At 64.2% G+C, this 13,310-nt stretch carries 9 protein-coding genes and 1 pseudogene; 9 read left to right on the top strand and 1 reads right to left on the bottom strand.

Annotation, left to right across the window (positions count from 1 at the left end):
- The first annotated feature begins 111 nt into the window (after window positions 1-111).
- From ACMGGG_RS09905 to yghU, 6 genes are all read left to right on the top strand, one after another.
- A complete protein-coding gene (locus ACMGGG_RS09905) occupies window positions 112-1,710 on the top strand; it encodes a BCCT family transporter (RefSeq protein WP_063544732.1) in 1,599 nt (532 codons plus the stop codon).
- Window positions 1,711-1,855: 145 nt separating this feature from the next.
- Window positions 1,856-2,977, top strand: a complete 1,122-nt coding sequence (locus ACMGGG_RS09900) for an aromatic ring-hydroxylating oxygenase subunit alpha (RefSeq protein ID WP_414155386.1) — start codon at window positions 1,856-1,858, stop codon at window positions 2,975-2,977.
- A 60-nt stretch (window positions 2,978-3,037) separates the two neighbouring features.
- Window positions 3,038-4,012, top strand: a complete 975-nt coding sequence (locus tag ACMGGG_RS09895; RefSeq protein WP_414155385.1) for a PDR/VanB family oxidoreductase — start codon at window positions 3,038-3,040, stop codon at window positions 4,010-4,012.
- Between the two features lie 82 nt (window positions 4,013-4,094).
- Window positions 4,095-5,150, top strand: coding sequence for a GlxA family transcriptional regulator (locus ACMGGG_RS09890; protein WP_153774650.1), 1,056 nt, complete (start codon window positions 4,095-4,097; stop codon window positions 5,148-5,150).
- Between the two features lie 232 nt (window positions 5,151-5,382).
- Window positions 5,383-6,585: an NAD(P)/FAD-dependent oxidoreductase gene (locus tag ACMGGG_RS09885; RefSeq protein WP_414155384.1), complete on the top strand. Its 1,203-nt coding sequence runs from the start codon at window positions 5,383-5,385 to the stop codon at window positions 6,583-6,585.
- A 169-nt stretch (window positions 6,586-6,754) separates the two neighbouring features.
- Window positions 6,755-7,594: a glutathione-dependent disulfide-bond oxidoreductase gene (gene yghU / locus ACMGGG_RS09880; protein WP_112898132.1), complete on the top strand. Its 840-nt coding sequence runs from the start codon at window positions 6,755-6,757 to the stop codon at window positions 7,592-7,594.
- Between the two features lie 69 nt (window positions 7,595-7,663).
- On the opposite strand, the gene ACMGGG_RS09875 is transcribed toward yghU, so the two are convergent.
- Window positions 7,664-9,634: a BCCT family transporter gene (locus ACMGGG_RS09875; RefSeq protein WP_414155383.1), complete on the bottom strand. Its 1,971-nt coding sequence runs from the start codon at window positions 9,632-9,634 to the stop codon at window positions 7,664-7,666.
- A gap of 251 nt (window positions 9,635-9,885) precedes the next feature.
- Between ACMGGG_RS09875 and ACMGGG_RS09870 the strand changes: the two genes are divergently transcribed.
- The 3 genes and pseudogenes from ACMGGG_RS09870 to ACMGGG_RS09860 all read left to right on the top strand — a co-directional run bounded on the left by ACMGGG_RS09870 (window position 9,886) and on the right by ACMGGG_RS09860 (window position 13,299).
- Complete coding sequence (locus ACMGGG_RS09870) at window positions 9,886-11,589, top strand: amidase (protein ID WP_112898130.1); 1,704 nt, start codon at window positions 9,886-9,888, stop codon at window positions 11,587-11,589.
- A gap of 78 nt (window positions 11,590-11,667) precedes the next feature.
- Window positions 11,668-12,372, top strand: coding sequence for a transcriptional regulator (locus ACMGGG_RS09865; protein WP_063544716.1), 705 nt, complete (start codon window positions 11,668-11,670; stop codon window positions 12,370-12,372).
- A 14-nt stretch (window positions 12,373-12,386) separates the two neighbouring features.
- Window positions 12,387-13,299 (top strand): annotated as a pseudogene (locus ACMGGG_RS09860) (pyridoxal-phosphate dependent enzyme).
- Window positions 13,300-13,310 lie beyond the last annotated feature (11 nt).

Raw genomic sequence — 13,310 nt, 5'->3', positions numbered from 1 at the left:
TTAACCAATGGATTTGTGTTAATCAGTGGTTAACAGAGTAAAAAAGCCTCACCGATACGGACTTCCCCAACGCCTGACTCCTACTACAAGAAAAGCTCCAGGAGACAATTGATGTCCCCCGATAACAAAAAGATCGACGTGTTCCTGATTGCCATGAGCCTGCTTGCTGTACTGCTCACCGTGATCGGCCTCGCAGCCTTCCCTGTTCAGGCAGAAGGCATGGCCAACCAGCTGTTCGAACTGTCCACCCGTACCTTCGGCACCAGCGTTCAGGTGCTGGTGTTCGCCAGCACCCTCGCGGTGCTGTACATCGCCTTCAGCAAGTACGGCAACATCCGCCTGGGCAGTGGCAAACCCGAATATGCCACCACCACCTGGGTGTTCATGTTCATCTGCGCTGGCATGGGGTCCTCGACCCTGTACTGGGGCGTGATGGAATGGGCCTACTACTACCAGACACCCGGCCTGAACATCGCACCGATGTCCGCCCAGGCCCTGGAATACAGCGTCAGCTACTCGTTCTTCCACTGGGGCATCAGCGCCTGGTCGATCTACGCCTTGGCATCGCTGGCCCTGGCCTACCACTTCCACGTACGCAAGAAGACCGGCCTGAACCTGGCCTCGATCATCGAAGCGGTGACCGGCTTCAAGGCCACCGGCCCCGTTGGCCGCGCAGTGGACCTGATCTTCCTGCTGACCATGATGGGCGCGCTGACCGTGTCGCTGGCATTGACCGCCTCGACCCTGACCCGCGGCCTGTCGGACCTGGCCGGCACCCCCAACACTTTCACCGTGCAACTGCTGGTGATCGGCGCGGTGGCGCTGCTGTTCTCGCTCAGCTCCTACATCGGTATCGATGGCGGCCTGCAGCGCCTGTCGAAGATGGTCTGCATCGGCGCCCTGGTGTTCGCCGGCGTGGTGCTGCTGGTCGGCCCGACCCAGTTCACCATCAACAACACGGCCAACGCCGTCGGCCTGATGTTCCAGCACTACGTGCACATGAGCCTGTTCACCGACCCGGCCGGCGACGGCGCCTTCACCCGCAACTGGACAGTGTTCTATTGGCTGTGGTGGGTATCCTATGCCCCAGGCGTTGCCATGTTCGTCGCCCGTGTATCGCGCGGCCGGCAGATCAAGGAAGTGGTGTTCGCCCTGCTGATGGGCGGCAGCTTCGGTTGCTGGTTCTTCTTCGGCGCGCTGGAAAGCTACAGCATGCACCAGTTCATCAACGGTCAGATCGACGTGCCGAAGATGCTCAGTGAACTGGGCGGCGAAGCAGCGGTAACCGACCTGCTGCTGGCGTTGCCGTGGGGCACGCTGTTCCTGGCGGCATACCTGTTCATCATGGCCGTGTTCTGTGCCTCGCACATGGACGCCGCCGCCTATGCCGTGGCCGCGACCAGCACCCGCAACCTTCGTGAAGGCGATGATCCAAGCCCGACCCTGCGCCTGTTCTGGTGTGTAGTGCTGACCCTGGTACCGCTGGCCATGCTGTTCGCCAAGGCCTCGCTGTCGACCATGAAGACCGCAGTGGTCCTGACCGCGATACCGTTCATGGTGATCCTGCTGGTGAAGATCTACGGATTCTTCAAATGGCTTGCCGCGGACTACGGCGACATGCCGGCCTACCGCATCGAGGAAGAAGCGGCACGCCTGGCCGGTGAGCAAGCGCCCGCGAAAGCACCGCGCAGCGCGGCGACGGTTCACTGATCGCCGGTGAGTATGTGGTGAGTGGGCGGGCCCTTCGCGGGCAAGCCCGCTCCTACGAAGATGCTCGACACGGGATCGAAAATTTTTTTGCCCTGATTGTTAACTGACAGATACGCGTTAACCAAAATAAAACCGAGAGACAGCCATGAACGATTTCAAACGCCTGCCCGCCGACTTCTGCACCAACCCTGAAGAGGCCTATACCCTCCCGGCCAACTTCTATACCAAGGCCTCGGTGTTCGAGCACGAAAAGGAAGCGATCTTTGCCCGCAGCTGGATCTGTGTCGGCCACGGTAGCGAGGTTGCCGAGAAGAATGCCTACATCACCCGCGAAGTGATCGGCGAAAGCATCATCGTCGTGCGCGGCCGCGACGATGTACTGCGTGCCTTCTATAACGTCTGCCCGCACCGCGGCCATCAGTTGCTCGAAGGCAGCGGCAAGGCCAAGAACGTCATCACCTGCCCCTACCACGCCTGGACCTTCAAGCTCGACGGCGAACTGGCCCATGCGCGCAACTGCGAGAACGTGGTCAACTTCGACAAGCAGAACTCCACCCTGGTGCAGCTGCGCGTTGAAGAGTACGCAGGCTTCATCTTCATCAACATGGACAACGATGCAGGCTCCGTCGAAGGCCAGCTTCCAGGCCTGCAGCAGCGCATGCGCGCGGCCTGCCCGGTGATCGACGACCTGCACCTGGCGGCGCGCTTCGTCAGCGACACCCCGGCCAACTGGAAATCCATCGTCGACAACTACCTGGAGTGCTACCACTGCGCCCCGGCCCATCCTGGTTTCTCCGCGTCGGTCGACGTCGGCCAGTACAGCCATAGCCTGCACGGCAACTGGACCCTGCAGTACGGGGTGGCGACGCCCTCGGAGCAGTCGTTCACGTTCGACGAATCGGTCAAGGATCCGTCCTTCGCCGGCTTCTGGGCCTGGCCGTGCACCATGTTCAACGTCCCGCCAGGAGCCGACTTCATGACCGTGATCTACGAGTTCCCGGTCGATGCCGAAACCACCCTGCAACACTACGACATCTACTTCCTCAACAAGGACATCAGCGAAGAGCAGCAAAAACTCATCGACTGGTACCGCGAAGTGTTCCGCCCAGAAGACTTGCGCCTGGTGGAAAGCGTGCAGAAGGGCCTGAAGTCCCGCGGCTACCGTGGCCAGGGCCGGATCATGGTCGACCAGCAGCGCAGCGGTGTCAGCGAGCACGGTATTGCCCACTTCCACAACCTTATCGCCGTCGCCCACCTGGACGACTGATTTCCCTGAAGTTCGTCCCGCGCCAGGGCCTGGCGCGGGGCTTTGCTGTCGAGGTACGCCATGGCCAAGCAATACGAGATGTTCAAGGTAAAGGTCACCGGCGTGGAGCAAGCCACCCCGCTGATCAAGCGCTTCACCCTGGCCCGCGCCGACGGCGCCGCCCTGCCGGCCTTCACCGGTGGCAGCCACGTCATCGTGCAGATGCAAGGTGCCGACGGGCGCCAGTTCAGCAATGCCTACTCACTGATGAGCGATCCGCGCGAACTGTCCAGCTACCAGATCGGCGTGCGCCTCGAGGAGCAGTCCAAGGGCGGCTCGGCGTTCATGCATCACCAGGTGGAGGTGGGCAGCGAGCTGACCATCTCCAGCCCCAACAACCTGTTCGCCCTGGAGCCGGAGGCCGGTCGCCATGTGTTGATCGCCGGCGGCATCGGCATTACCCCGTTCCTGGCGCAGCTGCACGAACTCGAAGGCGGCGCGACGCCCTATGAATTGCACTACGCCTTCCGCGCCCCCGAGCACGGCGCCTTCCAGGCCGACCTGGAAAATGGCCCGCATGCGCACAGCACACGGTTCTACATCGACAGCCTCGAGCGCAAGCTTGACCTGGCCGCCCTCTGCGCCAACCTGCCCGATGATGCGCACCTTTATGTCTGCGGCCCCAAGCCGCTGATCGACGCAGTGATCGCCAGTGCCGCAGCGGCCGGGATCGCCGAGTCACGCGTGCACTGGGAGCAGTTCGCCGCTGCCGCCCCTGCCGCCGGCAGCGCTTTCACCGTGGTGCTGGCGCGCTCGGGCACCGAACTTGAAGTCGAGCAAGGCATGACCATCCTCCAGGCCATCGAGAAGTCCAAGGCGGCCAAGGTCGAGTGCCTGTGCCGCGAAGGTGCGTGCGGCACCTGCGAGACGGCCATTCTCGAAGGCGAAGCCGAACATTTCGACCAGTACCTGAGCGATGAGGAAAAAGCCTCGCAGCAGACCATGATGCTGTGCGTGTCGCGCGCGCGCAGCGCACGGCTGGTGCTGGACCTGTAAGGTACGCCACCCGGCAGCTCGGCACCGCGGCCTCGCCCGCGGTGCAGTACCATGTAGACGTCCTTCCAGCGTCGACATGCTCATGACCCATCCCGCCAGCTTCCCGGATACCCCCCACGTCTGCCACGACCTGCCGCGTCGGGTGCTGTTCCTCGCCTACCCGCAAATGGGCCTGCTTGACCTGACGGGCGCACAGACCGTGTTCTGGGCGGCGAGCAAGGCCCGCAACGAACGAGGGCTGCCAGGCTATGAAGTGCGTACGGCAAGTCTTGGCGGCGGGCTGATCACCACAGCCGAGGGCCTGGCGGTGGCCAGCGAATGCCTGCAAGTCCTGCTCGATCAGGCCCTGGATACGCTGGTGGTGCCCGGTGCTCCGCAGATGATCGGGCTGCTGCCCGACCAGGGCGAGTTGATCGAAGCCCTGCGACACGCCAGCCACAAGGCACGACGCACGGCATCGGTGTGCAGCGGCACCTTCCTGCTTGCCGCGGCCGGATTACTGCAGGGGCGTCGTGCCGCCACCCATTGGGCGATGTGCGACGACCTGCAGCGGCTGTTCCCTGAGGTACAGGTCGATGCCGAGTCGATCTTCGTCGAGCAGGAGCATTTGTGGACCTCGGCCGGCGTCAGCGCCGGCATCGACCTGGCACTGGCCTTGGTCGAGGCCGACTGTGGCCGGGAGGTCGCCATGCAGGTGGCACGGGAACTGGTGGTGTTCCTCAAGCGGCCCGGCGGCCAGACCCAGTTCAGCCAACTGCTCAAGGTCCAGGGTGAAGACAGCGCCGCCTTCGAAGCCTTGCACCTATGGATCAACGACAACCTGGGCGACCCGCGCCTGAGCGTGGAGCGCTTGGCGGACCAGGCGAACATGAGCCTGCGCAACTTCACCCGGGTGTACAAGCAAAAGACCGGTCGCACCCCGGCCAAGACCCTCGAGCTGTTTCGCGTGGAAGCCGCGCGCCGCCTGCTGGAGACCTCCGCGCAGCGTATCGAGCAGATCGCCCGCCTGTGCGGCTTCGGTAACGAAGAACGCCTGCGCCTGGCTTTTCAGCGCCACCTGCAGGTCAGCCCACGCGACTATCGCGCCCGTTTCGCCCGTAGCGTGCCACTGGCCGAAATCCAGGGATCTTTGACCTAGGGCCGCCCCGCCAGCGCACGTAGCATCGCCGTGACAGATCGAGCCTTGCGGCTACGCCTGTCGGGCCACGGCCGTGCAACGCCAGCAAGCCTCATCATCGACTTCGGCCAGTCAGGCGAACCGCACTGCGCCGCCAGCCGTTCGAGCGACCCTTCCTGCGTCATCGCATGCCATGCCCGTTTCCGACAACACCCATAATTTGCGGTATCCGGAATTTTCCAGGAGCACAACGATGAAACAGATCCTGATCCTCGGCGCAGGCTTTGCCGGCCTCTGGAGCGCCCTGGGCGCTGCGCGCCAGCTCGACCTGCACGGACGCGACGACGTCCAGATCACGGTGCTCGCACCACAGGCCGAGCTGCACATCCGCCCACGCTTCTACGAGCCTGACGTTCACCAGATGGCTGCACCGTTGCAGGCGCTGTTTGACGCAGTAAACGTGCGCTTCGTACAAGGTACGGCCCACCACATCGACGAGGCAGGTCAACGCGTCGGCTATCGCAGCGCAGATGGCAGCGAGGCGACCCTGGCCTACGACCGGCTGATCATGGCGTGCGGCAGCATCCTCAATCGTCCGGCGCTTGCGGGCATCGAGCGGGTATTCGATGTCGACAAGATCGACAGCGCCACACGCCTGGAAGAGCATCTCAAGTCGTTGCCGGCCCAACCCGATACACCGGCGCGCAATACCGTGGTGGTTGCCGGGGGCGGTTTTACCGGTATCGAGACGGCCACTGAACTCCCCGCGCGGCTGCGCAAGATCCTCGGCGACCCGGTGAAGCATCGTGTGGTGGTGGTCGATCGCGGTGCACGGATCGGTGCTGCGCTGGGCGACGGCATCAGCCCGGCAATCGTCCAGGCATCGCAAGCGTTGGGCGTGGAGTGGATCTGCGGCGCATCAGTAACCGCAGTGGACGCCGCCGGCGTCACGCTGGACGACGGGCAGCGCATCGATGCCAATACCGTGATCTGGACCGTCGGCTTCGTGGCCAACCCACTTACCGCACAGGTCAGCGGCGAGCACGACCGTCAGGGCCGTCTGCACGTGGACGGCACCCTCAAGGTCAAGGGCAATGCGGCGGTCTACGCGGCAGGTGACGTCGCCTATGCCGCCTGCGACGAGGTGGGCAATTTCGCGGTGATGTCGTGCCAGCACGCCATCCCGCTGGGTCGCTACGCCGGCAACAACGCCGCCGCCGAGTTGATCGGCGTGGCGCCGATGACCTACAGCCAGCCCAAGTACGTGACCTGCCTGGACCTCGGTGCGTGGGGCGCGGTATACACCGAAGGCTGGGACCGCAAGGTCAGCCCGCCGGAAGACAAGCACGAGGCCAAGGCACTCAAGAGCCAGATCAACAGCATCTGGATCTACCCACCAGCGGCCGAACGCGCGGCCGCCCTAGCCGCAGCCGACCCCTTGATCCCCGTGGCCTGATGCAGACCGCTGCGCGTCTGCAAGCCCCTGGCAGCCGCGCATCGGTTATAACCCCTGCGCAATACTTCACTTCCCTTGACCACTTCTCCTGCCCTAGTCTTGACCCATCGCACCCTGATCGCATCAGGCGATCGCAATGGGATCGAAGACCATCAGGAGATTTCATCGGATGAGCAACAGCCCCTACGTCCCACCGAAGGTCTGGAAGAACGACGCCGCAGCCGGCGGCCAGTTCGCCAGCATCAACCGCCCGATCGCCGGCCCCACCCACGACAAGGACCTGCCCGTCGGCAAGCATCCCCTGCAACTCTATTCGCTGGCCACGCCCAACGGCGTCAAGGTCACGGTCCTGCTCGAAGAGCTGCTGGCCCTGGGGCACAGCGGCGCTGAATACGACGCCTGGCTGATCCGCATTGGTGATGGCGACCAGTTCTCCAGCGGCTTCGTCGAGGTCAATCCGAACTCCAAGATCCCGGCCCTGCTCGACCGCAGCGTCGAGCCGCCGGTGCGGGTGTTCGAGTCCGGTTCGATCCTGCTGCACCTGGCGGAAAAGTTCGGTGCCTTCCTGCCGAAAGACCCAGCCGCCCGCGTCGAAAGCCTGAACTGGCTGTTCTGGCAGATGGGCTCGGCGCCTTACCTGGGCGGTGGTTTCGGCCACTTCTACGTGTATGCGCCGGAAAAGATCGAGTACGCCATCAACCGCTTCACCATGGAAGCCAAGCGTCAGCTCGACGTGCTCGAGCGACGCCTGGCGGTGAGCCGTTACCTGGGTGGGGACGAGTACAGCATCGCCGACATCGCCGTATGGCCGTGGTACGGGCAGCTGGTGCGCGGCAACCTGTACGGCGCGGCCGAATTCCTGGCGGTGGACGAATATCCGCACGTACAGCGCTGGGCCGAAGAAATCGCCCAGCGCCCGGCCGTGCAGCGCGGCACCCGGGTCAACCGCACCTGGGGTGACGAGCAAAGCCAGGTGCCGGAGCGGCACTCGGCGGCAGACCTGCGGTAACGGCTCTACCCGCGAAACCGGCCATCGTGATGGCCTTTTCGCGGGTAAACCCGCTCCCACAGGTACGCGTCAACGCACCAGGTGCAGGAAGTGCAGGTGCCGTTCGAAGTGATCGAGAATGTCGCCGATCACTTCGTCCTTCGACCAACCCATCACATCGTGGTCCTGCCCGCCCTCACGCAAGTGCACTTCGGCACGGAAGTACTTGCGCTCCTCCCCGGCGGCATCGCTCAGGACGAAGCTGGGCATGGCATAGGCGCGTGGGCGAATCTCGTAGACGAACACCTCATCGCTCGGCCCGACCTTGAGCGTCACTCGGCCAGCCTCGCCTTCCTCGACACTGCATTCATAACCCTGGCGACGCCACTCCTCGGCCACCGATTGGCAGGCCGGCAGCGCTACGTCAGCGATGAAGCGCTGCACATGTGAACGACGCGGGAACATCGCCAGGGTGCGCAGACGTCGCTGCCAGTTGCCCGCAGCACGCGAAGCGGTTGGCGAGATCGCCAGCGCCTGGTAGCGCAGGTCACGCTTGGTGGCGTCGAGCTTGAGCGCCTTGAGCAGCCCGCGCATGCTCAGCAGCAACGCCAGGGTAAACGGCAGCGCACTGGCGATGGTCGCGGTCTGCAGCGCCTTGAGGCCGTCGGCCAGCAGCAGTGCGATGGCGACGATACCCATGCTTGAGGCCCAGAAGATCCTCTGGCGGATCGGTGTGCCTTCCTTGCCGCCGGAGGCCAGCATGTCCACCACCATCGCGCCGGTATCGGCCGAGGTGACGAAGAACACCACCACCATGATCACCGCCAGGGTGCTGATGATGCTGGCGAAGGGGAAATGCTCGAGGAAGGCGAACAGCGCCAGCGACGTATCCTGCTCCACCGCCGCGGCCAGGTCGGTCAACCCCTCGTCAAGGATCATGTGGATCGCTGTGTTGCCGAACACCGTCATCCACAGCAGGGTGAACGCAGTCGGCACCAGCAGCACCCCGGTCACGAATTCACGGATGGTGCGCCCGCGCGAGATGCGCGCGATGAACAGCCCGACAAAAGGCGACCAGGCCAGCCACCAGCCCCAGTAGAACAGGGTCCAGCCGCCGATCCAGTCGGTGGGCTGATAGGCGTAGAGGTTGAGCGTGCGACTGACGATCTCGCTCAGGTAGCCACCCGTGTTCTGTACGAAGGTCTGCAGGATCAGCACGGTCGGCCCTAGCAGCATCACCATCAGCAACAGCAGCACCGCCAGGCCCAGATTTAGCTCGGACAACCGCCGAATGCCCTTGTCCAGCCCGGACATCACCGACAACGTGGCCAGGAACGTAGTACCGATGATCAGCGCGATCTGCACCGGAATGGATACCGGCACACCAAACAGGGCATTGAGCCCGGTGTTGATCTGCGACACGCCAAAGCCCAGCGAAGTGGCGACGCCGAACACCGTGCCGATGATCGCAAAGATGTCGACCGCGTGCCCCAGTGGCCCGTGGATGCGCTCGCCGATCAGCGGGTAGAGTGCCGAACGCAGGGTCAGCGGCAAGCCATGGCGATAGCTGAAATAGGCCAGGATCAACGCGACGATGGCGTAGATCGCCCAGGCATGGAGCCCCCAGTGGAAGAAGGTGATACGCATTGCCTCGCCCGCCGCCAGCACCGTGCCGCCCTCACCCAGCGGTGGCTTGAGGAAGTGCATCACAGGCTCCGCGACACCGAAGAACATCAGGCCGATGCCCATGCCTGCGGAGAACAGCATGGCGAACCAGGTGGCATTGTTGTAGTCGGGGGTGCTGTGGTCGGGGCCGAGCTTGATATCGCCGTAGCGACTGATGCCCAGAAACACCACAGTGCCGAGAATCAGCGCCACACCGAGAATGTAGAACCAGCTGACATTGACGATGATCCAGCCCTGGATATGTGCGAACAACGCCTGTGCATGGGCCTGGAACACGCTGGCGTACAGCACCAGAATCAGCAGCAGGACCGCGGAAATCCAGAAAACCGGTGGGTTGATGGTGGGCTTGCGAGGTTGTTCGGGCGGACTTGCCATGTACGGGTAATCTCCATCAGGGCGCTTCATGCGCACGGTTAGCTACGACAAACGGTAGACGCTGATGGTTTTGCCCGTCGTGACATATCGGATGTTTCTGAATTTTTCAAAGCGCGCCCTCCTGAGCACACGCCCTCCTGCCCGCACATGCCGTGCTGCAAACAGGTTTTTCCCTGGTGCAAACCTGCGCCCGCGCAGGGCTTCTTGTACACTCGCCTGCATAAAATCCACCTGTACATTTTGGTGACAGCATGATCGAGGTAACCGAGGTTTCCATTGCCGAGCTGCGCAACGCGCTCGAGTCCGGCCGCACGACGGCGGTCGAACTGGTCAAGGCCTACCTGGCCCGTATCGACGCCTACGATGGAGCCGACACCGCCACCGCGCTGAACGCCGTCGTGGTGCGCAACCCCGAAGCGCTCAGGGAGGCCGAGGCCTCCGACGCCCGTCGCGCCGCCGGCACCACGCTTGGCCCGCTGGACGGCATCCCCTACACCGCCAAGGACAGCTACCTGGTCAAGGGCCTGACCGCCGCCTCCGGCAGCCCGGCGTTCGAGCATCTGGTCGCCCAGCGCGACGCGTTCACCGTCGAGCGCCTGCGCGCTGCAGGGGCGATCTGCCTGGGCAAGACCAACATGCCGCCCATGGCCAACGGCGGCATGCAGCGCGGCGTCTACGGCCGCGCCGAAAGCCCGTACAACGCGGCCTACCTCACCGCCCCCTTCGCCTCTGGCTCCTCCAACGGCGCCGGTACCGCCACGGCGGCCAGCTACAGCGCCTTCGGCCTGGCCGAGGAAACCTGGTCGAGCGGTCGCGGGCCGGCGTCGAACAACGGCCTGTGCGCCTACACCCCATCGCGTGGGGTGATCTCGGTGCGCGGCAACTGGCCGCTCACGCCAACCATGGATGTGGTCGTGCCTTACGCACGGACCATGGCCGATCTGCTGGAAATTCTCGACGTGGTGGTGGCCGACGACGCCGACACCCGTGGCGACCTGTGGCGCATGCAACCCTGGGTGCCAATCCCGGCAGCCTCGAGCGTGCGCCCCGCCAGTTACCTCGACCTGGCCGTCGGCGCCGGCGCGCTCAAAGGCAAGCGCTTTGCCGTACCGCGCATGTACATCAATGCCGACGCCGAGGCCGGCACGTCGGAAAAACCCGGCATTGGTGGCCCGACTGGCCAGCGCATCAACACCCGCGCCAGCGTCATCGACCTCTGGGAGCAGGCCCGCAAAGCGCTGGAGGCGGCAGGCGCCGAAGTGGTCGAAACCGACTTCCCGTTGGTCTCCAACTGCGAGGGTGATCGTCCGGGTGCGCCGACCGTGTACAACCGCGGTATCGTCAGCAAGGAATTCCTGCATGACGAGCTGTGGGAACTGTCCGGCTGGGCCTTCGACGATTTCCTGCGCGCCAACAACGACCCCAAGCTGAACCGCCTGGCTGACGTCGACGGGCCGAAGATCTTCCCGCACGATCCGGGCACCCTGCCCAACCGCGAAGACGACCTGGCGGCCGGCATGGACGAATACGTCAACATGGCCAAGCGTGGCCTCAAGTCCTGGGACCAGATCGCTACCGTCCCGGACGGCCTGCGCGGCCTGGAGCAAACGCGCAAGATGGACCTGGAAGACTGGATGGACGAGCACAAGCTGGACGCCGTGCTGTTCCCCACCGTCGCCGATGTCGGCCCGGCTGATGCCGATATCAACCCAGTCTCGGCAGACATCGCCTGGAGCAACGGGATCTGGGTCGCCAATGGCAACCTGGCAATCCGTCATCTGGGTGTGCCGACAGTGACCGTGCCGATGGGCGTGATGGCCGACATCGGTATGCCAGTGGGCCTGACCTTCGCTGGCCGGGCCTATGACGACAGTAACCTGCTGCGCTTTGCCGCAGGTTTCGAAGCCACCGGCTCGCGCCGGGTGATTCCACCGCGCACGCCACCACTGAGCTAACGTTCGAGCGCAATCCACACTCGCCAGATTCAACTATTTGTGTAAAATTCAACACAATTAAGAATCTGGCGATTTCCCATGCCCGCACTCCCCCTTCAGCAAGAACGCCATCTCACCCTCACCGTCCTCAAGGCTGCGCTCCAGGCCTTGGGCAGCGTTGCGCCGCGCAACCTGGAAATCCTCCTGCACGACCTCGACAATCCCGAGCACTCGGTGATCGCCATCGTCAACGGCCATCTTTCGGGCCGTCGAGTGGGCAGCCCGATCCTGGCCGCACCGGAACAGGACCAAGGCTTCAAGGCACTGATGCACGCCGGCCGTACTCAGGACGGCTGCGAGCCGGTGGTGCTGCCGGACTACCCCACAACCCTCAAGGGGCGCACGCTGCGCAGCGCCACGGCAATCTTTCGCGACAGCGGTGGCCACCCGTTCGCCAGCCTGTGCGTGAACACCGACATCACCGGGCTCGATGCCGCCATGACCTTTCTCCAGCACTTTCAGCCACTCGGTGCCCTCCCGGACACACACCCGCCCCGTGAGGCGGCCGACATGACGCTGCTGATGAGCGAAATCATCCAGGACTCGCTGCAGCGCTCAGGCCGAGGGCGGATGAACAAGCAAGCCAAGGTCGAGGCCGTACGAGTGATGCAGGAGCGCGGCCTGTTCATCGTCAAAGGTGGCGTGGAGAAGGCTGCCGACGCTCTGGGCGTGACCCGCTACACCATCTACAACTACCTGGAGCAGCTGCGCGGCGACGCCACGCCGGCTGCCCGCGAACGCTGAATGCGGAGCCCGCCATGACCTTGCATATCCAGACCCCTTTGATCGAATCCCGCCCGCTGTCACTGGCCGCCGGCCTGTACCCTGTGGCTCAAGCTCGAGGCCCTGCAGCCCTCTGGCTCGTTCAAGCTGCGCGGCGTAGGCCATGCCTGCGAAGTGCACCATGCGCGTGGCGCCCGGCACTTCGTGTCGTCTTCCGGAGGCAACGCCGGCCTCGCCGTGGCCTATGCCGGGCGCAGGCTCGGCGTGCCGGTAACCGTGGTGGTGCCGGAAACCACCAGCACGCGCGCCATCGAACTGCTGAAACTCGAAGACGCCCAGGTCGTGGTCAAAGGCAGCTCGTGGCAAGAAGCCAACCAGCATGCGCAAGGCTTGCTGGGCGCGGGTGATGCATTCATCCACCCGTTCGACGACCCGCTGCTGTGGACCGGACATGCCAGCATGATCGACGAAGTCGCCCAGGCCGGACTCAAACCCGATGCAGTGGTGTTGTCGGTAGGGGGCGGCGGACTGCTCAGCGGCGTGGTCGAGGGGCTCAAGCGCAATGGCTGGCACGACGTGCCTGTGCTGGCGGTGGAAACCGACGGTGCCGCATCACTGCACGCCGCCATCGCTGCGGGCCATCCGGTGGAACTGCCGGCCATCACTTCGGTGGCCACCTCGCTGGGCGCCAAGCGTGTGGCGGACCAGGCGCTGGCCTGCGCACAAAACCACCCACTGCACAGCGAGCGAGTAACCGACCATGCGGCGCTCCAGGCCTGCGAGCGCTTCCTGCACGATCACCGAATACTGGTAGAACCTGCCTGCGGCGCAGCGCTGGCCCTGGCCTACGCACCCGAGCGCCTGGCGCAGTACAGCAACGTGCTGATGATCGTCTGCGGTGGCGCGACTGCCACGCTGGAGCAGATTCGCGACTGGCTTGCAGCCTAGCGGCCAGTGCT

This window comes from Pseudomonas sp. BNK-44-b (assembly GCF_047456245.1).
In the GTDB taxonomy this organism is placed as follows: domain Bacteria; phylum Pseudomonadota; class Gammaproteobacteria; order Pseudomonadales; family Pseudomonadaceae; genus Aquipseudomonas; species Aquipseudomonas machongensis.
This window is presented reverse-complemented; position numbering and strand designations above follow the sequence as displayed.